The organism is Mycolicibacterium rhodesiae, from assembly GCF_002086695.1.
GTDB lineage: Bacteria > Actinomycetota > Actinomycetes > Mycobacteriales > Mycobacteriaceae > Mycobacterium > Mycobacterium rhodesiae.
Map to the genome: position 1 here is coordinate 264,960 of NZ_MVIH01000001.1, position 25,327 is coordinate 290,286.

At 67.8% G+C, this 25,327-nt stretch carries 23 protein-coding genes; 17 read left to right on the forward strand and 6 right to left on the reverse strand.

The window, feature by feature from the left end; translation table 11 throughout:
• Positions 1 to 46 precede the first annotated feature (46 nt).
• From BST42_RS01305 to BST42_RS01315, 3 genes are read left to right on the forward strand one after another with little or no spacing between them, the layout of a single operon-like run.
• Positions 47 to 1,045, forward strand: coding sequence for an NAD(P)H-dependent glycerol-3-phosphate dehydrogenase (locus BST42_RS01305; RefSeq protein ID WP_110918451.1), 999 nt, complete (start codon positions 47 to 49; stop codon positions 1,043 to 1,045).
• Positions 1,042 to 2,151, forward strand: coding sequence for a cystathionine gamma-lyase (locus BST42_RS01310; protein WP_083116752.1), 1,110 nt, complete (start codon positions 1,042 to 1,044; stop codon positions 2,149 to 2,151). Before BST42_RS01305 ends, BST42_RS01310 begins: the two co-directional genes overlap by 4 nt.
• 58 nt (positions 2,152 to 2,209) lie before the next feature.
• Positions 2,210 to 3,313, forward strand: a complete 1,104-nt coding sequence (locus tag BST42_RS01315) for a D-alanine--D-alanine ligase family protein (protein WP_083116753.1) — start codon at positions 2,210 to 2,212, stop codon at positions 3,311 to 3,313.
• Between the two features lies 1 nt (position 3,314).
• Here BST42_RS01315 and BST42_RS01320 read toward each other — a convergent pair whose 3' ends face one another.
• Both BST42_RS01320 and BST42_RS01325 read right to left on the reverse strand, forming a co-directional pair.
• Positions 3,315 to 3,881, reverse strand: a complete 567-nt coding sequence (locus BST42_RS01320) for a DUF3515 domain-containing protein (RefSeq protein WP_083116754.1) — start codon at positions 3,879 to 3,881, stop codon at positions 3,315 to 3,317.
• Entirely contained in the window at positions 3,871 to 4,107 is a 237-nt protein-coding gene (locus BST42_RS01325; protein ID WP_083116755.1) for an Lrp/AsnC ligand binding domain-containing protein, read from the reverse strand. The genes BST42_RS01320 and BST42_RS01325 overlap by 11 nt, the downstream gene beginning before the upstream one ends.
• A 132-nt stretch (positions 4,108 to 4,239) precedes the next feature.
• Between BST42_RS01325 and BST42_RS01330 the strand changes: the two genes are divergently transcribed.
• Together BST42_RS01330 and BST42_RS01335 are read left to right on the forward strand one after the other, a co-directional pair.
• Complete coding sequence (locus BST42_RS01330) at positions 4,240 to 5,196, forward strand: thiamine-phosphate kinase (protein WP_237159154.1); 957 nt, start codon at positions 4,240 to 4,242, stop codon at positions 5,194 to 5,196.
• 22 nt (positions 5,197 to 5,218) lie between these two features.
• Positions 5,219 to 5,902, forward strand: coding sequence for a uracil-DNA glycosylase (locus tag BST42_RS01335; protein WP_083116757.1), 684 nt, complete (start codon positions 5,219 to 5,221; stop codon positions 5,900 to 5,902).
• Positions 5,903 to 5,982: 80 nt separating this feature from the next.
• Here the strand turns inward: BST42_RS01335 and rpmB are convergent, their stop codons facing one another.
• Positions 5,983 to 6,177: a 50S ribosomal protein L28 gene (gene rpmB, locus BST42_RS01340; protein WP_036339124.1), complete on the reverse strand. Its 195-nt coding sequence runs from the start codon at positions 6,175 to 6,177 to the stop codon at positions 5,983 to 5,985.
• Between the two features lie 263 nt (positions 6,178 to 6,440).
• On the opposite strand from rpmB, the gene BST42_RS01345 reads away from it, so the two are divergent.
• From BST42_RS01345 to BST42_RS01355, 3 genes are read left to right on the forward strand one after another with little or no spacing between them, the layout of a single operon-like run.
• Complete coding sequence (locus tag BST42_RS01345) at positions 6,441 to 8,084, forward strand: fatty acid kinase ATP-binding subunit FakA (RefSeq protein WP_083117226.1); 1,644 nt, start codon at positions 6,441 to 6,443, stop codon at positions 8,082 to 8,084.
• 2 nt (positions 8,085 to 8,086) lie between these two features.
• On the forward strand, positions 8,087 to 10,303 hold the full coding sequence (gene recG / locus BST42_RS01350) for an ATP-dependent DNA helicase RecG (protein WP_083116758.1): 2,217 nt from the start codon (positions 8,087 to 8,089) through the stop codon (positions 10,301 to 10,303).
• Positions 10,300 to 11,007: an HNH endonuclease family protein gene (locus tag BST42_RS01355; RefSeq protein ID WP_083116759.1), complete on the forward strand. Its 708-nt coding sequence runs from the start codon at positions 10,300 to 10,302 to the stop codon at positions 11,005 to 11,007. The genes recG and BST42_RS01355 overlap by 4 nt, the downstream gene beginning before the upstream one ends.
• Positions 11,008 to 11,067: 60 nt before the next feature.
• On the opposite strand, the gene BST42_RS01360 is transcribed toward BST42_RS01355, so the two are convergent.
• Together BST42_RS01360 and BST42_RS01365 are read right to left on the reverse strand one after the other, a co-directional pair.
• Positions 11,068 to 11,931, reverse strand: coding sequence for a cytochrome c biogenesis CcdA family protein (locus tag BST42_RS01360; RefSeq protein WP_083116760.1), 864 nt, complete (start codon positions 11,929 to 11,931; stop codon positions 11,068 to 11,070).
• Positions 11,928 to 12,710 carry a DsbA family protein gene (locus BST42_RS01365; protein WP_083116761.1) on the reverse strand — a complete coding sequence of 261 codons (783 nt, stop codon included), beginning with the start codon at positions 12,708 to 12,710 and terminating at the stop codon, positions 11,928 to 11,930. The genes BST42_RS01360 and BST42_RS01365 overlap by 4 nt, the downstream gene beginning before the upstream one ends.
• A gap of 515 nt (positions 12,711 to 13,225) precedes the next feature.
• Between BST42_RS01365 and BST42_RS01370 the strand changes: the two genes are divergently transcribed.
• From BST42_RS01370 to BST42_RS01385, 4 genes are all read left to right on the forward strand, one after another.
• Positions 13,226 to 14,572, forward strand: coding sequence for an MBL fold metallo-hydrolase (locus BST42_RS01370; protein WP_083116762.1), 1,347 nt, complete (start codon positions 13,226 to 13,228; stop codon positions 14,570 to 14,572).
• A gap of 43 nt (positions 14,573 to 14,615) precedes the next feature.
• Positions 14,616 to 15,848, forward strand: coding sequence for a L,D-transpeptidase (locus tag BST42_RS01375; protein ID WP_083116763.1), 1,233 nt, complete (start codon positions 14,616 to 14,618; stop codon positions 15,846 to 15,848).
• 101 nt (positions 15,849 to 15,949) lie between these two features.
• Positions 15,950 to 16,402: an RrF2 family transcriptional regulator gene (locus tag BST42_RS01380; RefSeq protein ID WP_083116764.1), complete on the forward strand. Its 453-nt coding sequence runs from the start codon at positions 15,950 to 15,952 to the stop codon at positions 16,400 to 16,402.
• A gap of 1 nt (position 16,403) precedes the next feature.
• Positions 16,404 to 17,636: a globin domain-containing protein gene (locus tag BST42_RS01385; RefSeq protein WP_083116765.1), complete on the forward strand. Its 1,233-nt coding sequence runs from the start codon at positions 16,404 to 16,406 to the stop codon at positions 17,634 to 17,636.
• Between the two features lie 26 nt (positions 17,637 to 17,662).
• Here BST42_RS01385 and BST42_RS01390 read toward each other — a convergent pair whose 3' ends face one another.
• Positions 17,663 to 18,478, reverse strand: a complete 816-nt coding sequence (locus BST42_RS01390) for an aldo/keto reductase (RefSeq protein WP_083116766.1) — start codon at positions 18,476 to 18,478, stop codon at positions 17,663 to 17,665.
• 258 nt (positions 18,479 to 18,736) lie between these two features.
• On the opposite strand from BST42_RS01390, the gene BST42_RS01395 reads away from it, so the two are divergent.
• The 5 genes from BST42_RS01395 (at position 18,737) to rsmD (ending at position 25,325) form a co-directional block, all read left to right on the forward strand.
• The gene (locus BST42_RS01395) at positions 18,737 to 19,831 is read left to right on the forward strand and encodes an alpha/beta hydrolase (RefSeq protein ID WP_083116767.1); all 1,095 of its coding nucleotides are present in this window, start codon (positions 18,737 to 18,739) and stop codon (positions 19,829 to 19,831) included.
• A 74-nt stretch (positions 19,832 to 19,905) separates the two neighbouring features.
• Positions 19,906 to 20,691, forward strand: coding sequence for a DsbA family protein (locus tag BST42_RS01400; RefSeq protein WP_083116768.1), 786 nt, complete (start codon positions 19,906 to 19,908; stop codon positions 20,689 to 20,691).
• On the forward strand, positions 20,688 to 21,326 hold the full coding sequence (locus tag BST42_RS01405; RefSeq protein ID WP_083116769.1) for a vitamin K epoxide reductase family protein: 639 nt from the start codon (positions 20,688 to 20,690) through the stop codon (positions 21,324 to 21,326). The genes BST42_RS01400 and BST42_RS01405 overlap by 4 nt, the downstream gene beginning before the upstream one ends.
• Before the next feature lie 40 nt (positions 21,327 to 21,366).
• A complete protein-coding gene (locus tag BST42_RS01410; protein WP_083116770.1) occupies positions 21,367 to 24,777 on the forward strand; it encodes a pyruvate carboxylase in 3,411 nt (1,136 codons plus the stop codon).
• Positions 24,774 to 25,325: a 16S rRNA (guanine(966)-N(2))-methyltransferase RsmD gene (gene rsmD, locus BST42_RS01415; protein WP_083116771.1), complete on the forward strand. Its 552-nt coding sequence runs from the start codon at positions 24,774 to 24,776 to the stop codon at positions 25,323 to 25,325. Before BST42_RS01410 ends, rsmD begins: the two co-directional genes overlap by 4 nt.
• The last annotated feature ends 2 nt before the right edge of the window (positions 25,326 to 25,327 follow it).

Below are 25,327 nucleotides of genomic sequence, written 5' to 3' on the forward strand. Positions count from 1 at the left end.
AGCGGTCGCAGCGGCGTGGGCTACGTTAATGACCATGACCAGCACGGTGGGCACCGCCGCGGTGATGGGCGCCGGCGCCTGGGGAACCGCATTGGCCAAAGTTCTCGCCGACGCCGGCTCCGAGGTCCGGTTGTGGTCTCGCCGCGCGGAAGTCGCCGAGGCGGTCAACACCACGCACGCCAACCCCGGATACCTTCCCGACATCATGCTGCCGGGCACGATCCGCGCCACCACCGATGCCGCCGAGGCGCTCGACGGGCTGACCACGGTGCTGCTCGCCGTGCCCGCGCAGACTTTGCGCGCCAACCTCGAACAGTGGCGCGGCCTGATCGCCGGCGGCGCCACCCTGGTCAGCCTGGCCAAGGGCATCGAGTTGGGCAGCCTGATGCGGATGAGCCAGGTCATTGTTCAGGTCACGGGCGTCGACCCCAGCCAGGTCGCCGTCGTCTCGGGTCCGAACCTGGCCGACGAGATCGCGCAGGGCCAGCCCGCCGCGACGGTGGTGGCCTCGACCGACTCCGGGCGCGCGATCACCCTGCAGCGCTCACTGAGCACGGGTTACTTCCGCCCTTACACGAATGCCGACGTCATCGGCACCGAGATCGGCGGTGCGTGCAAGAACGTCATCGCGCTGGCCTGCGGGATGGCTGCCGGAGTGGGACTGGGCGAGAACACCGCCGCGGCGATCATCACCCGTGGTCTCGCGGAGATCATGCGACTGGGCATCGCCGTGGGCGCCAAGACCTCGACGCTGGCCGGTCTTGCCGGGGTGGGCGACCTGGTCGCCACCTGCACGTCGCCGCACTCGCGCAACCGCAGTTTCGGTGGGCGACTCGGGCGCGGCGGCACCATGGAGGCTGCCCAGCTGGCCGCCGGCGGGCACGTTGCCGAAGGCGTCACGTCGTGCGAATCGATCCTGGCGCTGGCGTCGAGCTATGACGTCGAGATGCCGTTGACCGATGCGGTCCACCAGGTGTGCCACAAGGGATTGTCCGTCGACCAGGCGGTGGCGCTGTTGTTGGGCCGCAGCACCAAACCGGAATGACCGCCCGCTACGGCGACTCGACCCGCGCCGTCAAAGCTGTGAGTTCGCTGCCGATTCCGGGGGATCCGGTTGCGCCGGGTCCGGTTCCGGCGTCGGCGTACCACCTCTCCGACGACGAGGGCAGCGAACACAACACCTACGGCCGCGCCACCAACCCCTCCTGGCGGCAGCTCGAGTCGGCACTGGCCGAGCTCGAAGGGGCCGCCGCAGCCTTGGTTTTCGGTTCCGGGATGGCCGCGATCACCGCCGCGCTGCGCGTGACGGCGACGCCGGGCTCGGTGCTGGTGGTTCCGGCCGACGGCTACTACCAGGTGCGCCGCTATGCCGCGGAATATCTTGCCCCGCAAGGCATCACGGTTCACGAAGCCAATGCAGAGCAGATCTACCACGCCGCCGGTAGCGCCGACGTGGTGCTGGCGGAAACCCCGACCAATCCGGCGCTGGATGTGGTGGACCTTCGCCGGCTCGCCCAGATCTGCCGGCACCGCGGCGCGCGGCTGCTGGTCGACAACACCACCGCAACACCGCTGGGTCAGCAATCGCTGGCGCTGGGCGCCGATCTGGTGGTGGCCAGCGCCACCAAAGCCCTGTCGGGTCACAGCGATCTGCTGGCCGGGTACATCGCAGGCACCGATCCCGACCTGATGGCCGCACTGGAGCGGGAGCGGCTGCTGTCAGGTGCGATCCTGGGGTCGTTCGAAGCCTGGCTGGTGCTGCGCAGCCTCGGCAGCCTCGGCCTTCGGTTCGACCGGCAATGCCGCAACGCCCTCGCGCTGGCCACCGCGCTGCGCAGCCACCCGGGCGTCCGTTCGGTGCGTTACCCGGGGCTGGACGACGACCCGGCCCACCCGGTGGCCGCGGCGCAGATGCGGCGCTTCGGGGGATTGGTGTCGATCGAACTCGCCGACGCGGACGCCGTCCACGCCCTGGTGCGGCGCAGCGACCTGCTGGTGGCCGCGACCAGCTTCGGCGGCATCCACACCTGTGTCGACCGGCGGGCCCGGTGGGGCGACCCGGTGCCCGCCGGCTTCGCTCGGATCTCAGCAGGCATCGAGGACACCGACGACCTGGTCGCCGATGTCCTCGCCGCCCTCGACGTCGAATAGTCGCTGCTCACAGCGTCACATCGTGCTCGAACCGGCTGGGCTGTAGCCTCTCTAGTTTGTGACCTCTCGTATCCGCGTCGCCGTCGTCTACGGGGGCCGCAGCTCCGAGCACGCTATTTCCTGCGTGTCGGCCGGAAGCATCCTGCGGAACCTCGACCCGGAACGGTTCGAGGTCGTCGCCGTGGGCATCACCCCGGAAGGCTCCTGGGTGCTGACCGACGGCAAGCCGGAAACCCTGGCCATCACCGACCGGCGGCTGCCGGAGGTCACGGGTGACTCCGGCACCGCGCTGGCGTTGCCTGCCGACCCGCAGCGGCACGGCGAGCTGGTGTCGTTGGGTCAGGCCGCCGGCGAGGTGCTGACGGCGGTCGACGTCGTCTTCCCGATCCTGCACGGGCCCTACGGCGAAGACGGCACCATCCAGGGTCTGCTCGAGTTGGCGGGCGTGCCGTACGTCGGCGCCGGCGTGCTGGCCAGCGCGGCAGGCATGGACAAGGAGTTCACCAAGAAGCTGTTGGCCGCGGACGGTCTCCCGATCGGCGAGCACGTCGTGCTGCGGCCGCAGGAGAAGGCCCCCACGCTCGATGACATCATGCGACTTGGCTTTCCGATGTTCGTCAAACCCGCGCGCGGTGGGTCCTCGATCGGGGTGAACCGGGTCATGAGCCCCGACGAGCTGCCCGCGGCGATTGCCGATGCACGCACACACGACCCCAAGGTCATCATCGAAGCCGCGATCGAAGGCCGCGAGCTCGAGTGCGGTGTCCTTGAATTCCCGGACGGCTCAGTGCAAGCCAGCGCGATCGGGGAGATCCGGGTCGCCGGTATCGCAGGCCGCGAAGACGGCTTCTACGACTTCGCCACCAAATACCTGGATGACGGCGCCGAACTCGACGTCCCCGCGAAGGTCGACGACGACGTGGCAGAGGAATTGCGGCACTTGGCAATTCGGACTTTCAAAGCGCTGGACTGCCAGGGTTTGGCGCGGGTGGACTTCTTCCTCACCGAGGACGGCCCGGTGGTCAACGAGATCAACACCATGCCCGGGTTCACCACGATCTCGATGTATCCGCGGATGTGGGCTGCCAGCGGCATCGACTACCCGACGCTGGTCGGCACCATGGTGGAGACGGCGTTGGCGCGCGGAACCGGCCTGCGCTGACTCAGCGAGGCGGATTCGGGTCGATCGGAACCGCGGGCAACGTTCGCGCGATCACGTCCGACAACGCCTGAATGGGCGTGGGGCCAGATTCTTTCGGCAGGGTCAGTGCCAGGTACACCGGGCGGTCCACGGTGACCCAGGTGCTGCGGTCGGTCTGGGGATCGTCGAGCTGAAACCATTGGACCGCGTTGACCATCTGGATGGGGGAGCCCACCATGAACTCCGCGGGCCGGTCGATGCCGCAGCGGAGGATGACCGGGTAATTGTCGGCCTCCCCACGCCAGGCTGCCGCGCCCGGCGGCACCGGCTCGGCCGCCGCCACCCGATGGAATTCGCCGAGGTTTTCCGGCAATGCGCCCATCAGATCCCGGCAGCTCGGTGAATCCGCTTGCGGCGCTGGGGCGGCGGCGATGACCACCGGCTGGACCGGAGCTTTGCGGCTGGCTGCGATCGCGAGCACGGCGCCGATCGCCACCACCGCCACGACGACCGCGGCGATCAGGAAGGCGCGGGGCGGTCCGTCCCGTGTGCTGTCCTCGCTGGCGACGGGAAGAGGCTCAGTCGGCATCGGCAATGGGGCAGGTGAGGGTTCTGGTGATCCCGGCGATCTGCTGAACGCTGGGCACCACGGCGGTGGTCAGGTCATCTTTGGTGGCCGCGGCGACTCGGACCACCACGTCATACGGACCGGTCACGTATTCGGCGGACAGTACGCCCGGCAGCGCGGCCACCTGCTTGGCGACGACCTCGGCGCGGCCGACCTCGGTCTGGATCAGCATGTACGCCTCCACCACCCGTCGCCTCCTCTCGATGGCCGCCCGCATGCGGCGCCGCCCTAGACTGGCATGTCCGGGTGCCGGCAAGGCCCCAACGTACCGCAGGTTGCCGTGCCGATCAGCCTGGGCGACGGGAGGAGGGCAGACCTCGTGGCCGACGGCGGCGACCCCACATTGCGCCAGCTCGGCGAGTTCCCGGTGATCGACCGGCTGGTGGCCGGACGCCGTCAACCCGCGGCGGTGACGGTCGGGCCGGGAGACGACGCCGCGGTGGTGGCGATGCCGGACGGCCGGGTCGTCGTGAGCACCGACATGCTCGTCGAAGGGCGTCACTTCCGGCTGGATTGGTCCTCTCCGCTGCAGGTCGGCCGAAAAGCCATCGCGCAGAACGCCGCCGACATCGAGTCGATGGGTGCGCGGGTCACTGCGTTCGTCGTCGCGTTCGGCGCCCCGCCCGACACCCCGGCAGCCCGAGCGCAGGAGTTGGCCGACGGAATGTGGCTGGAGGCCGGTCCGCTGGGTGCCGGAATAGTCGGAGGGGATCTGGTCGCCAGCCCGCAGTGGGTGGTCTCGGTGACCGCGTTCGGCGAGCTGTCCGGCCGCCCGCCGGTGCTCCGCAGTGGGGCGCGGCCGGGGTCGGTGGTCGCCGTCAGTGGCGAGCTGGGCCGCTCCGCTGCCGGGTATCTGCTCTGGCACAAGGGTATTGATGATTTCAGCGAGCTGCGACAGAGGCACCTGGTCCCGCGTCCGCCCTACGGGCAGGGCATTGTGGCGGCGCAGGCCGGCGCGCAGGCGATGACCGACGTCTCCGACGGCCTGCTGGCCGATCTCGGCCACATCGCCCGCGACTCCGGGGTTCTCATCGACCTCGCCGCCGACGCGCTGCGACCCGACGTCGACGCCGTGACCGCCGCAGCCGCGGCGGCCGATGCCGATCCCCGCGAACTGGTGCTCTCCGGTGGCGAAGATCACGCCCTCGTGGCCTGCTTTCCCGCGGCGGTTCCGCCCGGCTGGCGGGTGATCGGCACCGTGCGAGACGGCGGCCCCGGCGTGCTGGTCGACGGGCTCAGGTGGAGTGGCGCGGCGGGTTGGCAATCCTTCGACTGACGGCGCGCGTTAGGTTACCTCGGTGACGACCACCGCCCGGCCGCTGGCCGAACTCGTCGACGAGGGCTGGGCGCAGGCGCTCGGCCCGGTCAGTGACCAGATCACCCAGATGGGCCAGTTCCTGCGCGATGAGATCGCCGCAGGCAGGCACTATCTGCCCGCAGGCCAGAATGTGCTGCGCGCCTTCACCTTTCCGTTCAGCGAGGTGCGGGTGCTGATCGTGGGCCAGGATCCGTACCCCACGCCGGGGCACGCGGTGGGTCTGAGCTTCTCGGTGGCCCCCGAGGTGCGGCCGGTGCCGCGCAGCCTGGCCAACATCTTCACCGAATACACCGCGGACCTCGGCCACCCGCAGCCGTCGACCGGTGACCTCACGCCGTGGTCGCAGCGCGGTGTCATGCTGCTGAACAGGGTGCTGACCGTGCGGCCGGGAACTCCGGCATCGCATCGGGGGAAAGGTTGGGAGGCCGTCACCGAATGCGCGATCCGCGCCCTGGTGGCGCGCGATCAACCCATGGTGGCGATCTTGTGGGGACGCGACGCGTCCACGCTCAAGCCGTTGCTGGGCAGTACCCAAACGATCGAGTCGCCGCATCCGTCGCCGCTGTCGGCGTCACGAGGTTTCTTCGGATCACGGCCGTTCAGCCGGGCCAACGAACTGCTGGCCGGGATGGGCGCCGAGCCGATCGACTGGCGGTTGCCTTAACGCACGCCGAGATCGACGTTTCGCAGGGAACCTCTCTCGGACTTTCCCGCCCGAACGTCGGTTTGGGCGGAAGAGCGGAATTAACCGCGGCTGACCTTGCCGGCCTTCAGGCAGGAGGTGCAGACGTTCACGCGGTGCTTGTTGCCACCGGGGCGGCTCACGGCGCGCACGGTCTGGATGTTCGGGTTCCAGCGACGGCTGGTCCGGCGATGGGAATGCGACACCGACTTGCCGAAGCCGGGGCCCTTTCCGCAGACGTCGCACACGGCAGCCATGTAGAACTCCTCTATCGAACGTGTTCCTGGGGGCCAACGACCGAAAACGGGTGACCCGACAACCTGACTAGGATAGCCGTCCGGCGAACCGAACGCCAAAATGCGCCGCCGCCACGCTTCAACGACGCCATCCGCGCAGCGCTGACCTGCGGTGATACCACCATCCCACGGCCCGAAGCCGCGGCGGCGTCGCGGTGTCGGGTGGACTGGATAGGCTGGCGCGACGACGCCGTGTGATGGCCAGGGATCGCGAGGAGGTGCCGATGCCGGACCGGCGGCTGGACGCATCTGCCCTGCGCGACTGGGCCTCGACCGCGGTCGGCGATCTGATCACCCACACCGACGAGATCAACCGGCTCAATGTGTTCCCGGTGGCCGACTCCGATACCGGAACCAACCTGTTGTTCACCATGCGGGCGGCGCTGAGCGAGGCGGAGTCGGTGACCGGCTCCGGTGGCGTCGGCGAGCTGACCGCCGCACTCGCCGAAGGCGCACTGCACGGCGCCCGGGGCAACTCCGGGGTGATCCTGTCGCAGATCTTGCGCGGCCTGGCCGACGTCACCGCCGCGGCGGCCGCCGACACCGACGGTTACCTCGCCGACATCGACGCGGTACTGCTGGGCGCGGCCCTGCGGCACGCCGTCGGGCTGGTGGTCTCCTCGATGGGCGGGCAGTTGGTGGCCGGCACCATCGTCTCGGTGCTGCAGGCCGTCGCCGACACCGTTCAACAGTGGGCCGCCGACGGCGCCAGTCTTGCCGAATCGCTCACCGCAGGCGGAGAAGCCGCGGTCACCGCGCTGGACCGCACGCCCGAACAGCTCGACGCGCTGGCCGAGGCAGGGGTGGTCGACGCGGGCGGGCGCGGCTTCCTTGTTCTCGTCGACGCGCTGACTGCCACCGTCACCGGGCATGCGCCGCACCGGCACGCCTACGAACCGGGCCCGCCGCTGATCGAAACCGTCACCGCGGAACCGGCTCCGCCGCAATTCGAGGTGATGTATCTGCTTGCCGGCTGCGATCCGGCCGCCCTCGATCCGCTGCGCACCCGGCTGGAGCAGCTCGGCGACTCGGTCGCGATCGCCGCGTCGGCGCAACGCTATTCGGTACACGTGCACACCGACGACGCCGGCGCCGCAGTGGAGGCCGGGCTGGCGGCCGGCGCGGTGAGCAGGATCCAGATCTCGGTGTTGAGCACCGGGCCCGCCCGGGTTTCTCCCGGGAGCTGGAGCCGGGAGCGTGCGGTGCTGGCCGTCGTCGACGGTGACGGTGCCGCAGAGCTTTTCAGCCAGGAAGGCGCCTGCGTCTTGCGCCCGGACGCGGAGCTGGCTGATCCGGTCAACGGCGTCAGCGCCCGCGAACTCCTGCGCGCGCTTGTCGATGCCGGCGCCGCTCAGGTGATGGTGCTGCCCAACGGCTACGTGGCGGCCGAGGAGCTGGTCGCCGGGTGTACGGCCGGAATCGGTTGGGGCATCGACGTTGTCGCGTTGCCGACCGGTTCGATGGTGCAGGGGTTGGCCGCGCTCGCGGTCCACGATCCGGCCCGGCAGGCGGTCGATGACGGGTACTCGATGGCCAGGGCGGCGGCCGCGGCCCGGCACGGTTCGGTGCGCACCGCCACCGAACAGGCGCTCACATGGGCGGGGAGCTGCGAACCGGGTGACGGGCTGGGCATCGCCGGTGACGAAGTCCTGGTGGTCGCCGAGGATGTGACCGGTGCGGCCGCCGGGCTGATCGACCTGCTGCTGGTGGCCGGTGGTGAGCTGGTGACCGTGTTGACCGGTGCCGGCACCGATCCGGCCGTTGCCGAGGCGCTCGCCGAGCACATCCACCGCCGCCATCCCGGAATCGAATTCGCCACCTACGCAACCGGTCACCGCGGCGACGAGCTGTTGATCGGGGTGGAGTAGTCGTGGTCAGTCTCACCGACCGTCTCGACGGGGTCGTCGGCGGCAAGGCCGCCGGCCTGCTCGACGACGTGTTCGGCATCCGCACCGTCGACGACCTGCTGCGGCACTACCCGCGTAAGTACATCCACGGAATGTCGGTGTGGGGTGAGGACGAGGTGCCGCCGGAGGAGGGCGAGCACATCACGCTGGTCGGCGAGATCGAGAGTGCCGTCACCCGACTGCCTCAGCGAGGACCCAAGCGCGAGTATCTGGTGATCACCCTGGGGAAGGGTCGACGCAAGGTCACCGCGACGTTCTTCAACGCCAAGTGGCTCAAGAAGGAATTGATCGAGGGCGTCCGGCTGATGCTGTCCGGGGAGGTCGGCTTCTTCCGGGGGGCCATGCAGCTGACGCACCCGGATTTCCTGGTTCTGGAGTCGCCGAAGGGGCGAGTATTCGGCAGCAAGTCGTTGAAAACGATCGCCGACACCTCGACGTCACAGAGCGGCGAGTTGGCGATGTCGGCGTTCGAGCGCGACTTCTTCCCGATCTACCCGGCCAGCTCCAAGCTGCAGAGCTGGGACATCTACGCCTGTGTGCAGCAGGTACTCGCGGTGCTCGACCCGATACCCGATCCGCTGCCCGAAAGCGTTGTGCGCCAACGGGGTCTGATCTCCGAGGACGAGGCGTTGCGCGCCATCCACATCGCCGAGCGGGAGCCCGAGCGGGAGGCGGCCTGCGAGCGGCTGCGGTTCGACGAGGCTGTCGGGATGCAGTGGGCGCTCGCGCAGCGCCGCCACGGCGAGCTCTCCGAGTCCGGCCCCGTCGCGCCGCGCCGTGAGGACGGTTTGGCCGCCGCACTGATCGACCGACTGCCCTTCGCGCTGACGGCGGGTCAACGTGAGGTCCTCGACGTCGTCTCAGGCGAACTGGCCGCCAGCAAGCCGATGAACCGGCTGTTGCAGGGCGAGGTCGGCTCCGGCAAGACGATCGTGTCGGTGGTGGCCATGCTGCAGATGGTTGATGCGGGTTACCAGTGTGCGTTGCTGGCGCCGACGGAAGTCCTTGCCGCCCAACATGCCCAGTCGATCCGCGGTGTACTCGGCCCGCTGGCGATGGCCGGTCAACTCGGCGGCGAGGACGGGGCGACTCGCGTCGCACTGCTGACCGGATCGATGTCGGCGGCGCAGAAACGGCAGGTCCGCGACGAGGTGGCGTCCGGAGAGGCGGGCATCGTCGTCGGCACCCACGCGCTGCTGCAGGATGCGGTCGAATTTCACAAGCTCGGCTTCGTCGTGGTCGACGAACAACACCGGTTCGGGGTGGAGCAGCGAGACCGGTTGCGCGCCAAGGCCCCTGCGGGACTGACCCCGCATCTGCTGGTCATGACGGCCACGCCGATCCCACGCACCGTCGCACTGACGGTGTACGGCGACCTGGAGACCTCGACCCTGCGTGAACTTCCGCGCGGGCGGCAGCCGATCACCACCAACACGATCTTCATCAAGGACAAGCCGCAGTGGCTGGCGCGGGCGTGGCAGCGGATCACCGAGGAGGTCGGCGAAGGCCGGCAGGCCTACGTCGTGGCGTCTCGGATTGACGAGAACGACAAGGCGGGCGAGCAGGAGGCGGGTCCGCCTGCCGAGACCGTCGTCAACCTGTTCAAGCATCTGGGTCACGGGCCGCTGGCCGGGCTGCGACTGGGCTTGATGCACGGTCGGCTGCCCGCCGACGAGAAGGACGCGGTGATGGCCGCGTTCCGGGCGGGCGAGATCGACGTCCTGGTGTGCACCACGGTCATCGAGGTGGGTGTGGACGTGCCGAATGCGACGGTGATGGTGGTGATGGACGCCGACCGGTTCGGCATCAGCCAACTCCATCAGCTGCGCGGGCGGATCGGCCGCGGCTCGCACGCCAGCCTGTGCCTGTTGGCCACCAAGCTTCCGGAGGGATCCAAGGCCGGCGACCGGTTGACCGCGGTGGCGAGCACACTGGACGGCTTCGAATTGGCGGATTTGGACCTGCAGGAGCGCCGCGAGGGGGATGTGTTGGGGCTCAACCAATCCGGCCGTCCCATCACGCTGCGTTTTCTGTCTCTGGCCGAGCACCTCGAGGTCATCGTCGACGCGCGAGAGGTGGCCCAGTCGATCTATGCGCGCGATCCCGCGAACCCCGGCATGACGGTCCTGGCCGGCCAGTTCACCGGCGGTGACCGGATCGACTATCTGGACAAGTCGTGAGACGGCGGCACCTGATCTGGCTGGCGGTGATCGCGGCGCTGTCGGTGATCGTCTCCGTGCAGGTGACGTCCTCGGCCAACCATCCGGACGCGATGATCGCCCGCGCGGACGTGCCGACGGTGGTGCCGGGAACCGACGTGCTCGACGGGATCGTGGTGATCCCGCAGCGATTGCGTGGCAACGACTATCGGCGCGCGGCGTTCGGCGACGCGTGGGACGACAACAACTCGGCGCCGGGCGGGCACAACGGCTGCGACACTCGCGACGACGTGCTTGACCGCGACCTCGTCGACAAAACCTTCGTGTTCACCAAACGCTGCCCGCAGGCGGTCGCCACCGGTGTCCTGCATGACCCGTACACCAGCGCGACGATCCCGTTCACCCGCGGCGCGCAGGTCGGAGCGGCGGTGCAGATCGACCACCTGGTGCCGCTGGCGTACGCGTGGGACATGGGCGCGCGAAACTGGCCGGCCGACATGCGGATTCGATTCGCGAACGATCCGGCCAACCTGCTGGCTGTCGACGGTCAGGTCAACCAGGACAAGGGTGACCAGCCACCCGGCAGCTGGATGCCGCCCAATCATGCGTTCTGGTGCCAGTACGCGATGCAGTTCATCGCGGTGCTGCGCGGTTACGCACTTCCGGTGGACCAGGCCTCAGCCGACGAGCTTCGAAAGTCCGCCGCCACCTGTCCCAGTCGCTGATATCGACCGTGCAACCACCTGCACCCCGCGCTGTGGTGCAGTGATGGTGGGCTGTGTTCCTCAGCCGTCGGTGTTTTCCTCAAAGGTGATCGCGGGCGGTGTGCGGCGGCGCGGCGTTCGGATCCGCAGGGCGAGCACAGCGATGACGATGAGGGTGGCGGCCAGGGCCAAGACGAGAACCAGATCGGTATCGGCGGCGGCGCGGCCGAGCCAGCCTTGAAGTGCGACTTCAGTGTCAGCGCTAAGGATGCCGCCAAGGCTGGCGGTGCCGGCGGTGGCGAGAAACATCACGCCGATCGCGATGAACAATGCACCGGAGATGAGGGAGGTGGTGTGGGTGCGCAGTGGTCCGATGCGGAGCGGCCGACCGCGCAGCCAGGGCTTCTCGGCGAGTCGCAGCCGGTCCCAGAGCAACGCCAGGAAAGCTAGCGGCACAGTCATGCCGAGTGAATACACCGCCATGAGTAAGGCTCCGTAGAGAGGATCGGCTCCCGTGACGGCGACCGTGAGGACCGCGCCGAGCAACGGGCCAGAGCAGAAGCCGGCCAGACCGTAGACGGTGCCTAGCACGAAGACCGACAGCGGAGTCCGGACGCGCAGGGACGCGGCGGCGCGATGAGCAGGCCCCACGGTGAAGCCTTTGCCAAAGATCATCGCTGCGCCGAAAACGATGACGACGATGGCGGCGATCATGGTCGTTTGACTGCGGTACGCCGTGATGGCTGCACTGACCGCGCCGACGCCCGCTCCCAGCGGTACCAGGACGGTAGCCAGACCGAGGAGGAAGATTACGGTGCGCGCCACTGTGGACTTCCAGCCGGTAAACGCGTAAGCGAAGAACGACGGCAGCAGCAATGCAGAGCAGGGGCTCAGAAGCGCGAAGAGACCGCCCAGAAAGGCACCGATTACGCCGACGTGGGTCACCCGGTGATCGGCTTTCCGGCGACCAACTGGTCTATGAGGGTGGTGAAGACATCGGTCGGTTGGGCGCCGAGGACAGGGTGTCCGTTCACCGAAAAAGCTGGGGTGGAGGGGATCCCGAGGCTTTGCCCCTGTTCGAGGTCGGCGTGGATGGCGGCATCGAACTGGGTGGACGTCGAATCGGCGTCGAAGCGGACGAGGTCGGGGACGCCGGCTTTCCGGGCGAGGTCGTGCAGCGTTGCGGCGGTCAGGTCGGGGTGACCGGTGGACGGGGCGGCGGCATAGACGGTCTGGACGAACGGCCAGAACCAGCCTTGCGCGGCCGCTGCGCGGGCTGCGCGGGCGGCGGCCGTGGACTGGGCCCCGAAGATCGGCATGTCACGCCATTCGATGCGCAGGACACCCTTCTTGACGTAGCGCTCGACCAGGACCGGTTCGGTCTGGCGGGAGAACTGCGCACAAAACGGACAGCGCAGGTCGGCGAATTCGATCAGCACGATGGGTGCTGTCGGTGAGCCTTGTGCCAGCGGGTCTCCCGCCTCGCGACGAGCCACCTCGCCGAGTGGACCCAGCGATGGTCGGTCCGCGGCGGTGGCCGATGTCGGCGCGGTAACCGAGCTCGCGCCTCCTTGCGTGCCGGGTGTCGATGGGGCGGCGTTGTCGTGGTGGCCTTGGCGAATCAGCAATACAGCGCCCAGAGCTACGGCGACGGTCACTGCGATGCCGAGGAGGATGACATCGCGTCGTCGGCTCGTTGTGGTGGGCGAGGTGTGTCCTGGCACGGGAGTGGCTGCCTTCCAAAAAGTCTGGTCACGTGACGGTGAGGGTGATGCGGGCCCACGGGTTTGTTGATGTAGCCCGATCGGATTCCGTAGCGCCGCAGCGCGTTCTGGTTGTGTCGGGGCACTCCGTCAAAGGCCGTGACCAGCAGAGGCACCGGAGCGCGGTCCCGGATCTCGTGCCGATTCACGACGATTTCATTCTCCGCAGATGATTAGACAATACCTGGCGGGGTATCCCCCTTCAAGGGAGGGCTTCTGCCCTGTGGCCCGCAACTCGATGATGAGGAGGAGCTCCACTAGTGCAGCAGGCACGTCAATTATGTTGCTAATGAAGCGCTTACAGCTGTTCGCTGGTTGTCGCCCTGCTCCGGTCGCCGGCCGGTATGACGGGCTTGGATGCGACGCGCTGAGCTGGCGTTCAGCGTTCGCCGTCGCGACGTTCGTCGTTGTCGACACCATCTGGCCGCGTTGACCACGCACGCCGGCACCACACCATACGAACGGAGAAATCAACAATGGACGTGACCGTCATCGACACCTCGGGACTGGGCGATCGCAGTTACCTGGTCTGCGCGGACGGCGTGGCCGCGGCCATCGATCCGCAGCGAGACATCGACCGCGTGCTGGCGCTCGTTGCAGACCGGGACGCAACGATCACTCACGTACTGGAGACCCACATCCACAACGACTACGTCACCGGCGGCCTCGAGCTGGCGCGCACAGCCAACGCGCAGTACGTCGTGGCCGCCGGCGACCACGTGGGCTACGAGCGACGCGCCGTGTGCGACGGGGACGTCATCGACGCGGGGCCGTTCAGCTTCGTGGTACTGCACACCCCCGGACACACCCACCACCACGTCAGCTATGTGCTCCGAGATACGGCAGGGCGGGCGGTGGGCGTTTTCACCGGCGGCTCGATGCTGCACGGCTCCACCGGGCGCACCGACCTGATCGGCGCCGAGTACACCGAAGAGTTGACTCACGCGCAGTTCCGGTCCGTGCGGCGGCTGGCCGCCGAGCTCGCCGACAACGTCCAGGTCTATCCCACGCACGGGTTCGGCAGCTTCTGCTCAGCAAGCCCGGCCGGCGGGGACTCGTCGACGGTCGCCGAGGAACGCACCACCAACCCGGCGTTGACCAAAGACGAGCAGACCTACGTCGACGAACTGATCGCCGGCTTGTCCGACTACCCCGCCTATTACGCACACATGGGTGTCATCAACGCGATGGGCCCGGCGCCCGTCGACCTGTCACTACCCGAACCCGTGGACGCAAAAGAACTGCGCCGGCGCGTCGAGGCCGGCGAGTGGGTCGTCGATCTCCGCAGTCGCACGGCGTTCGCTGCCGGGCATTTGTCGGGCACGATGGGATTTGAGTTGTCCACCCAGTTCGTCACCTACCTGGGCTGGCTTTACGCATGGGGCGCCCCGGTGACACTCATCGGCGAGGACGTCGACCAGATCCTCGATGCGCGCCGCGAGCTGTCCCGCATCGGCGTCGACAACGTCACCGGCTCGGCCTCGGGCGAGATCGGTACTCTCGCCGGTGATCAACCCCTTGCCACGTACGGCGTCGCCGACTTCGCGTCCCTCGCCACGGCACGCGGAGCCGACGATCTCACCGTCCTCGACGTCCGCCAGCGAAACGAATTCGGCGACAGCCACATTGCCGAAGCCATCAACGTACCGCTGCACGAGTTGATCGCCCGCCTGGACGAAGTACCCCGCGGCCAGGTGTGGGTCCACTGCGGGTCTGGATACCGAGCGTCCATCGCCGCTTCGCTGATCGACTCGCCGGAACGCAGCGTGGTTCTTGTCGACGACGAGTTCAGCAATGCCGCCAGCCACGGCCTCACGGTCTGACGGTCATTGATCCTGCCGGCAACAACTTTCGAGGAGTCGCGTCGTGGCCATCCGCCGCCGCCCCGTCATCGCCACCGCCACAGCCGTGGTCGTACTGATCAGCGTGTCGCTCGGCTGGTGGATCAGCAGTCGCGCCGGCACCGTCGCACCGACGGCGGCGCCTCCGTCGCCGGACCCTGCGCACATCACAATCCTGCCGGGGCCCGGCGCCGTCGGTGTCGACCCGCTCGGCGCGGTACGTGTATCGGCGACCCACGGAATCCTCACCGACGTGAAGATGACGAACGAGGACGCCAAGCCCATCCCCGGCATCTTGACTCCCGACGCGCAGGTATGGAAGCCGAGCGTTCCGCTGGGGTACGGGCGCACCTACACGTTGACGGTGACCAGTCGCGGTCTCGGTGGGGTCGCCGCAACCCAGACCTCGACGTTCAGCACCCTGACGCCAAGCAATCAGACCAAGGTGACATTGACCACCACCGCCGGCGCACCGTTGACCGACGGTGGCACCTACGGGGTGGGCACCGTCGTCGTCGCCCACTTCGACGAACCCGTCACCGACCGTGCCGCCGCCCAGCGCCGCCTTTCGGTCCGCACCCAACCCGCGGTGCAGGGTTCCTGGTACTGGGTCGACGATCAGAACGCACATTGGCGGCCGCAACAGTATTACCGGCCGGGAACCGCTGTGACCGCCGCGGCCGACGTCTACGGCGCCAATCTCGGTGAGGGACTCTACGGTCAGGAAGATGTCACGGTGTCGTTCACGATCGGCGACTCGCATGTCTCCATCGCCGACGACACCACCAAGACCATCAGCGTCTACGACAACGGCCGGCTGGTCCGCACGATCCCCACCTCGATGGGCATGGGTGGGACCGAAACGATTGGGGACCAGACTCTTTCATTCTGGACCCAATCCGGAACCTACACGGTGATGGACAAGGCCAACCCCGTCATCATGGACTCTTCAACTTACGGGCTGCCCATCAATTCGCGCCTGGGTTACAAGGAGACCATCAATTACGCGGTCCGTCTGAGCACTGACGGCATATACATCCACCAGCTCGAGAGCACCGTCTGGGCACAAGGCAACACGAACGTCTCCCATGGCTGTCTCAACGTCAATAGCGGTAACGCGCAATGGTTTTACGATTTCTCTCAGCCTGGAGACGTCGTCGAAGTCCGCAATACCGGCGGAGAGCCGCTTCAGATCTGGCAGAACGGGGACTGGAGCGTGCCCTGGGACAAGTGGCTGGCCGCCAGCGCGGAGGCGTGAGCGGGCAACGCCGCAGGTCAAAAATCCGCACGTTTTCGTGTATTCAAGCCCACACGCAGAAAATGCGCATTACAGATGCGGAATAATCTAGCGTCGGATTCATGCAGCTCACACGGTTTACCGACCTGGGTCTTCGGGCCATGATGCTGCTCGCCACCGGCCAGGCTCGCGAGCAGCGAGTCACCACCAGGACGGTCGCCGCCGCGGCAGGCGCGTCGGAGAATCACGTCGCCAAAGCGGTGTCGCGGCTGACCGAGCTCGGGCTGGTCCACTCCCGCCGCGGCCGCGCCGGTGGCCTCGAACTCACCGAGGCCGGCCGCCAGGCATCGCTGGGTTGGCTGGTGCGCCGGCTCGAAGGCGATCGCGAAGTCGTGGACTGCACCGGCCAGTCGGCCTGTCCGCTGATCGCCGGCTGCCGCCTGCGTCGGGTGCTCGCCGATGCCAAAGAGGCCTTCTACGCCGAGCTCGATCGCCACACGATCGCCGATCTCGTAGGCAGCCAGATGCTGCCCGTCGTTTTACAACTCACAACCGCACAACCGAAGGGAATCTGAGATGACCAGCACCGCAGTCGAGGCGGCCGAGGCTCGGGAACTGGAGCCGGAGCACGCGGAGATCATCACGGCGACTCTGCCGCTCGTCGGCGCGCACATCGACGAGATCACTTCGGTGTTCTATCGGCGGATGTTCGGTCGTCACCCGGAACTGCTGCGCAACCTGTTCAACCGCGGCAATCAGGCGCAGGGAGCGCAGCAGCGGGCCCTGGCCGCCTCCATCGCGACTTTCGCTACGCACCTTGTCAATCCGGACCTGCCGCACCCGAGCGAACTGCTGTCGCGCATCGGCCACAAGCACGCGTCGCTGGGCGTCACCGCCGACCAGTACCCGATCGTGCACGAGCATCTGTTCGCCGCGATCGTCGAGGTGCTGGGCGCCGACACGGTGACCGCCGACGTCGCCGCGGCCTGGGACCGGGTGTACTGGATCATGGCCGACACCCTGATCGCTCTGGAACGCGATCTCTATGCCGACGCCGGGGTCGACGCCGGCGACGTCTTCCGGCGGCTTCGGGTCACCGCCCGCGAAGACGACCCCTCCGGTGCCGTGCTGGTGACAGTTGGTGCCGATGGAGTGACCGGAGCTGGTGCGGCGCAATATGTTTCGGTTGGAGTGACGCTGCCCGACGGCGCGCGTCAGCTGCGGCAGTACAGCTTGGTGAGTGCTCCCGGTGCCTCCGAGTTGACCTTCGCGGTCAAGCCGGTCGACGCTGTCGGGCAGAGCCCGGCGGGCGAGGTGTCCACTTGGATCCGCGACTGCGTCCGGGTCGGCGATCTGCTCGACGTCACGGTGCCGTTCGGCGATCTGCCCGAGCCGCGCCGTGACGCGCCGGTGGTGCTGATCTCCGCCGGGATCGGCATCACGCCGATGGTGGGAATCCTGGAATACCTTGTCGGGCAGTCACATGCGGCGCGGGTGCAGGTGCTGCACGCCGACCGCAGAGTCACGACGCATCCGCTGCGTAAGCGGCACCGTGAACTCGTCGACATCCTGCCCGATGCCAGCCTGGATCTCTGGTATGCCGAGGGCGTCGACGGCGACAACCCCCGCATCCACGACGGACTGATGAACCTCGACGACCTCGAGATCGCCGACGGTGCAGAGATCTACCTGTGCGGGAACGACGGTTTTGTGCAGGCGGTGCGCGCCCAGCTGGCCGGCCGCGGCATCCCCGCAGATCGGGTGCACTGCGAGCTGTTCAGCCCGAACGACTGGCTGCTGGACGCCTGAGCCGCAGCCGGTTTCGACGGCGGGGCCTAGGCTGCCGGATTCGGCAGGAACCGGGTCCCGTCGTCGAGACCGTTGAGGGTCTCGATCTCCGCGGCGGTGAGTTCGAAGTCGAACACCTCGGCGTTCGCGGCGATCTGTGCCGGAGCCGACCGCGGAACGACGATATCGCCCTGCTGCAGGCTCCAGCGGATCAGCACCTGTGCCGGTGACTTCCCATGCGCCGCAGCCACTTCGGCGATCGCGGGATTGTCGGCGAGCGTGCCCTCGTCGGTCGGGATATAGGCCCCGGTGATGATCGAATGCCCGGCGTGCACACCGCGCAGTTCGGACTGGTTGAGCAAAGGGTGCACTTCGATCTGATTGACCACCGGCGGGAAATAGCTCAGGTCGATGATGTCCGACAGGTTCTCCGGCGTGAAGTTCGCGACACCGATCGACTTGATGAGGCCGTCCTGGCGGGACCGCATGATCCCGCCCCAGGCGTCGATGTACTTGCCGTTCTGCTCGGCGGGCCAGTCCATCAGATACAGGTCCACATACTCCAGGCCCAGGCGTTCGAGGCTGGCCCGGATGGCGTCCTGGGAGGACTGGAAACCCTGGTCCTCGGTGGCGAGCTTGGTGGCGATGAACAGTTCGTCGCGGGGGACACCCGACGCGGCGATGGCGCGCCCGACGGCCTCCTCGTTGCCCTTCGCGGTTTCGATCAGCCGATAACCCGCCTCCAGGGCGGTGGCCACCGCGCTCTCGGTCTCCTCGGCGGACAACTCGGCGACGCCGAGCCCCAGCACGGGAAGGGTGTTGTCGTCGTTGAGCGTGACGGTGGGGATCGCGGCCGCCGGCATCGTGTCACCTGTCTGTGGAGTCGAATGAGTCGGGGACAGGACCCGGCGCAATCGGCTCCGGGGTCAACCGACTTCGGGTGACGATAGTACCCACGGCGATATGTGGTTTGAGCAGGCCCGGCGCGCCGCCGCCGAGAAATGGTCGAATTGTCGTATTCGTCAACCGCGAACCCCGGGCGGGGCTGACGGGTCGTCGACAGTCGCGGTCCCGTACGCTGCGGCGATACCGGTACTGCGCAACAGAACCGAGGAATATCAATGACAAACACCGTGTCCGGCACCGCGCGAAGCCGGTTCCTGAAGAGGGCGCTGCCGGTAGCCAACCGCGCCGGCGTCAAGGCCATCCCACACCTGCCGAGTGCCGTCAAGAGACTGCTGTCGGGTGGCCGCGCCATCACAATCGACGGGAACACTCTCGATCCGTCGATCCAGATGATGCTTGCCGCCCAGCGCGCGGTCGGCATGAGCAGCCTCGCGGTCACCGGGGATCCGATCGCCACCCGCCGTCAGAACCGGGAAGCCACCGCCAGCCTGGATGAGGCCGACATCCACGTCGCTCAGATCTCTCCGCTCGACATTCCCGGTCCTGCCGGAATCATCCCGGCCCGGCACTATCGCCCCGCCGACGGCGACGGTGCGCCATTGCTGGTCTTCTACCACGGTGGCGGATTCGTCTTCGGCGACCTCGAGACCCACGACTCGGCCTGCCGGTTGATCTGCCGCGACGCCGGGGTGCACGTTCTGTCCATCGACTACCGGTTGGCACCCGAGCACAAGGCACCGGCCGCCGTCGACGATGCCTACGCCGCCTATCTGTGGGCCGTGTTGAACGCAGCAGAGTTGGGCGCCGACCCCGACCGCATCGCGGTGGGCGGCGACAGTGCCGGCGGCTGCCTGGCCGCGGTGGTGGCCCAGCTGGCCCGCGACGGCGGTGGCCGCCAGCCGAGCCTGCAGTGGCTCATCTACCCGGCGACCGACCTGCGCGGCGGTACCCGCTCACGCACGCTGTTCGCCGACGGATTCCTGCTGTCCAAGAACAACATGGACTGGTTCGCCGACGCCTACGTCGAGGGATCCGGCGTCGACATCACCGATCCGCGGGTCTCGCCGTTGCTGGCCGATGATTTCAGCGGGCTTGCACCGGCGCTGGTCATCACCGCGGGATTCGATCCGCTGCGCGACGAAGGTGAGCAGTACGCGGCAAAGCTGCAGGCAGCGGGCGTGCTGACCGACGTTCGGCAGATGGGTCCGATGACTCATGCGTTCCTCAACCTGAACGCGCTGGGCGGGCAGGTCAGCCGGTGCAACGCCGAGATGATCTCGGCACTGCGTGCCCACCTCGCCCGCGCCTGAAATTCCGCGGGTAGGAGCGCCGGTACTCTAGAGGCGCCAACACTCCAGTCTTGACAGCGAGGATCAGCCGAGCCGTGGCCACGAACAAGAAATCCGCCCCCCGCTACGACCTGAAAGCCCAGGACCGTAAGCGCAACCTGGCCATCCAGCTGGGGTTGACCGGCATCGTCGTCATCTTCGCCGTGGCCCTGGTGCTCTACATCGTGATGAGTCACGACAAGAAGACTGCCGCCGCCGGCGACGCGCACGCGGTGCGGATCACGTCGGCCCAGCTGATCAAGAAGGACGGCACCGACGAGCCGAAGGCGGTTCTGTCGCTCTATGAGGACTTCCAGTGCCCGCACTGCCGTGATTTCGAGAAGGCTTTCGGCCCGACCATCTCCAAGCTGGTCAGCACCGGCGCTGTGGCCGCCGACTACAACATGGTCGCGATCCTGAACTCGTCGGCGAACAAGAACTATTCGACGCGCGCCGCCAATGCGGCCTACTGCGTCGCCGACGAGAACAAGGACGCCTTCCTCCGTTTCCACGGCGCGCTGTTCGCCCAGCAGCCCGAGGAGGGTTCCGGCGTCGCGCCGGACAACAACGCCCTGATCGAGACGGCCCGGCAGGCCGGTGCGGCCGGGGGTGTTCCGCAGTGCATCAACACCGGCAAGTACAGCGACATGGTCGAGGGTCTGGCCGCGGCATCGAAGATCACCGCGACCCCGACGATCCGGCTCAACGGCCAGGACATCAGCCCCGCGTCGCCCGAAGATCTGATCGCCAAGGTCAAGGCCGTCGTCGGTAACGTGCCCGGCCTGGACAACGCCCCCGCGCCGCCGAGCCCGACCCAGCCCACGCCGGCCCCGACGTCATGAGCGTGACGACCCCGGCTCCGGTCGAACCGACCGAACCCGTCGAGTCGAAAGACCAGTCGGGCGGGGTCGCCGTGCGACCGGCCAGCGCATGGTGGGTGCTGATCGCGGGCGTAATCGGCCTGATCGCGTCGGCCACCCTGACGATCGAGAAGATCGAGATCCTGGTCAACCCGGCCTACGTGCCGAGTTGCAGCATCAATCCGGTGCTGTCCTGCGGATCGGTGATGATCACGCCGCAGGCGTCGGCGTTCGGCTTCCCGAACCCGCTGATCGGGATCGCCGCATTCGCTGTCGTCGTGGCCACCGGCGTGCTCGCGGTGGCCAAGGTACGGCTACCGCGGTGGTACTGGCTGGGACTCACCATCGGCACCGCACTGGCCACTGTGTTCATCCACTGGCTGATCTTCCAGACGCTGTACCGCATCGGCGCACTGTGCCCGTACTGCATGGTGGTGTGGGCGGTCACCATTCCGTTGTTGGTGGTGGTGTCCTCGATCGCGCTTCGTCCACTCGCGGGCAACGCGATCGCCCGGGTGATCTACACCTGGCGCTGGTCGATCGTGACGCTGTGGTTCACCGGGCTGATCTTGCTGATCCTGGTCAGGTTCTGGAACTACTGGTCCACGCTGATCTAGTCGCCCGCCACAGGCCAGGTCACGCGGGTAGGGTATCTGAGTGATTTCCAAAGTCCTCGTGGCCAACCGCGGTGAGATTGCGATCCGAGCTTTCCGCGCCGCCTACGAAATGGGCATCGGCACGGTCGCCATTTTCCCGTACGAGGACCGCAATTCGTTGCACCGCCTCAAGGCCGACGAGGCGTATCAGATCGGTGACATCGGCCATCCGGTGCGGGCGTATCTGTCGGTCGACGAGATCGTCGCCACCGCGCGGGCCGCCGGCGCGGACGCGATCTACCCCGGTTATGGCTTCCTGTCGGAGAATCCGGAATTGGCGGCCGCCTGCGCGGCGTCGAATATCACCTTCGTCGGCCCCGACTCCTCGATCCTGGAACTCACCGGCAACAAGGCACGGGCGATCGCCGCCGCCCGCGAGGCGGGCCTGCCGGTGCTCATGTCGTCGGCGCCGTCGGCGTCGGTGGAGGAACTGGTCGCCGCGGCGCAGGAGATGGAATTCCCGCTGTTCGTCAAGGCCGTCGCCGGCGGCGGGGGACGCGGGATGCGTCGGGTGACCGAGCCGTCGGCATTACCGGAGTCCATCGAGGCCGCCAGTCGCGAGGCCGAGTCGGCGTTCGGTGATCCCACGGTGTTCCTCGAACAGGCCGTGGTGAATCCACGTCACATCGAGGTGCAGATCCTCGCCGACACCTACGGCAACGTCATCCACCTCTACGAGCGCGACTGCAGTGTGCAGCGTCGTCATCAGAAGGTCATCGAACTGGCCCCGGCGCCCAACCTGGATCCCGCTTTGCGCGACCAGATCTGCGCTGACGCCGTCGCCTTCGCCCGCCACATCGGTTACACCTGCGCAGGCACCGTCGAGTTCCTGCTCGACGAGCGCGGCCGGCACGTGTTCATCGAGATGAATCCGCGGATCCAGGTGGAGCACACCGTGACCGAGGAGATCACCGACGTCGACCTGGTGTCGGCGCAGCTGAGGATCGCCTCCGGGGAGACGCTGGCCGATCTGGGTCTGAGCCAGGACGCGATCGCGCCGCACGGCGCGGCACTGCAATGCCGCATCACCACCGAGGACCCGGCCAACGGATTCCGCCCCGACACCGGGCGGATCACCACCTACCGGTCGCCGGGTGGCGCGGGGATCCGGCTCGACGGCGGGACCCATCTGGGCGCTGAGGTCGCCGCGCATTTCGATTCGATGCTGGTCAAGCTCACCTGTCGGGGCCGCGATTTCCCCACCGCGGTGGCCCGGGCCAAGCGGGCGGTGGCCGAATTCCGGATCCGCGGTGTGTCGACGAATATTCCGTTCCTGCAAGCGGTTCTGGACGATCCGGATTTCCAGGCCGGGCGGATCACCACGTCGTTCATCGACGAGCGTCCCGAACTGTTGACCTCGCGGACCTCCGCGGACCGCGGAACCAAGATGCTGAAGTTCCTGGCCGAGGTGACCGTCAACTCGCCGTACCGCGACCGGCCCCGGTACTACCCACAGGACAAGCTGCCCGACATCGATATCGCGGCGAGCGCCCCACCGCCCGGCAGCAAGCAGCGCCTCGACGAACTGGGTCCCGAGGGATTTGCCAAGTGGCTCAAGGAAAGTCCCGCGATCGGCGTGACCGATACGACGTTCCGCGACGCCCACCAGTCACTGCTGGCGACCCGCGTGCGGTCCTCGGGACTGCTCAAAGTCGCCCCGTACATCGCCCGGATGACGCCGGAGCTGTTGTCCATCGAATGCTGGGGTGGAGCGACTTATGATGTCGCGCTTCGGTTTCTGAAGGAAGACCCGTGGGAGCGATTGGCCTCGCTGCGTGAAGCGATCCCCAACATCTGTCTGCAGATGCTGCTGCGCGGCCGCAACACCGTCGGCTACACGCCCTACCCGGAGACGGTGACGCACGCGTTCGTCGACGAGGCGGCTCGCACCGGTGTCGACATCTTCCGAATCTTCGACGCGCTCAACAACGTCGAATCGATGCGCCCCGCCATCGATGCGGTGCGCGCGACCGGCTCGGCGGTCGCCGAAGTCGCGATGTCCTACACCGGCGACCTGTCCAACCCGGCCGAGACGCTGTACACGCTGGACTACTGGCTGCGGCTGGCCGAGCAGATCGTCGACGCCGGCGCCCACGTGCTGGCGATCAAAGACATGGCCGGGCTGCTGCGCCCGCCGGCGGCGCACACGCTGGTCTCCGCGCTGCGCAGCCGCTTCGACCTGCCGGTGCACGTGCACACCCATGACACCCCGGGCGGTCAGCTCGCCACCTACACCGCGGCCTGGCACGCCGGCGCCAGCGCGGTGGACGGAGCGGCTGCTCCGCTGTCGGGCACCACCAGCCAGCCTCCGCTGTCGGCGATCGTCGCCGCCGCAGCGCACACGCCGTACGACACCGGCATCAACCTCGACGCGGTGTGCGACCTGGAGCCGTACTGGGAGTTGCTGCGCCGGGTGTACGCCCCGTTCGAGGCCGGCCTGCCTGCACCGACCGGCCGGGTGTACCACCATGAGATCCCCGGCGGCCAGCTGTCCAACCTGCGCACCCAAGCCATCGCGCTGGGGCTCGGCGAACGGTTCGAGGACGTCGAGAACGCCTACGCGGGAGCCGACCGGATCCTGGGCCGGCTGGTGAAGGTCACACCGTCGAGCAAGGTGGTCGGCGATCTGGCGCTGGCGTTGGTCGGTGCGGGGATCACCGCCGAGGAGTTCGCCGAAGATCCGGCGCGCCACGACATCCCGGACTCGGTCATCGGGTTCCTGCGCGGCGAGCTGGGTGACCCGCCCGGCGGCTGGCCGGAACCGTTGCGCACCAAGGCATTGGAAGGACGCGGGGCGGCCAAGCCCGAGAAGTCGCTGTCGGTCGAGGACGAGAAGGTGCTGGGCGAACCGGGCCCGGCGCGTCAGGCCGCGCTGAACCGGCTGCTGTTCCCCGGCCCCACCAAGGAATTCGAGGCGCACCGCGAGGAATACGGCGACACCTCGGGGTTGTCGGCCAACCAGTTCTGGTCCGGCCTGCGGCACGGTGACGAACATCGCATCGAGCTCGAGCGCGGCGTCGAGCTGATCGTCGGGCTGGAGGCCATCTCTGAACCCGACGAACGCGGCATGCGCACCGTCATGTGCATCATCAACGGTCAGCTGCGCCCGGTGTCGGTGCGCGACAACAACATCGCCGAAACCGTGCCGGCCGCGGAGAAGGCCGACCGTAACAATCCCGATCACGTCGCCGCTCCGTTCGCCGGGGTGGTCACCGTGGGGGTCGCGGTCGACGAAAAGGTCAAAGCGGGCCAGACCATCGCCACCATCGAGGCGATGAAGATGGAGGCCGCCATCACCGCGCCCAAGAGTGGCACCGTCACCCGCGTCGCCGTCAGTAGCACCGCGCAGGTCGAAGGCGGTGACCTGCTGGTGGTGATCGGTTCGGAGGGATTGACCGGAGGATCGGCCTGACTCGCATCGTCGGGGGCAGTGCCGGTGGCCGCCGCCTCGATGTGCCGCCCCGTGGGACCCGGCCGACCACGGACCGGGTCCGTGAGGCACTGTTCAATGTCCTTGCCGCGCGGCGGGATTTCGACGGTCTACGCGTTCTGGACCTCTATGCCGGTTCGGGTGCGCTCGGGCTGGAAGCGTTGTCGCGCGGCGCGGCCTCGGCGCTGTTCGTCGAAAGTGATTCGCGCGCAGCCGCTGTCATCAAACGAAACGTCGCGGCGCTGGGGCTGCCGGGGGCGACGGTACGCCGCGGCGCGGTCGCCGCGGTGCTCGCCGCAGGCACCGACGTACCGGTGGACCTGGTCCTGGCCGATCCGCCGTATGAGGTGTCCAGCGCCGACATCGAGGCCGTGCTGACAAGTTTGGGCCGACATGGCTGGGTCGCACCAGGCACCGTCGTGGTGGTCGAGCGCGCCACTTCGTCGGCGGAACTGTCCTGGCCGACAGGCTGGACGGCCTGGGACAACCGGCGGTATGGAGATACCCGGATCGAGATCGCGGCCTGCTAGCG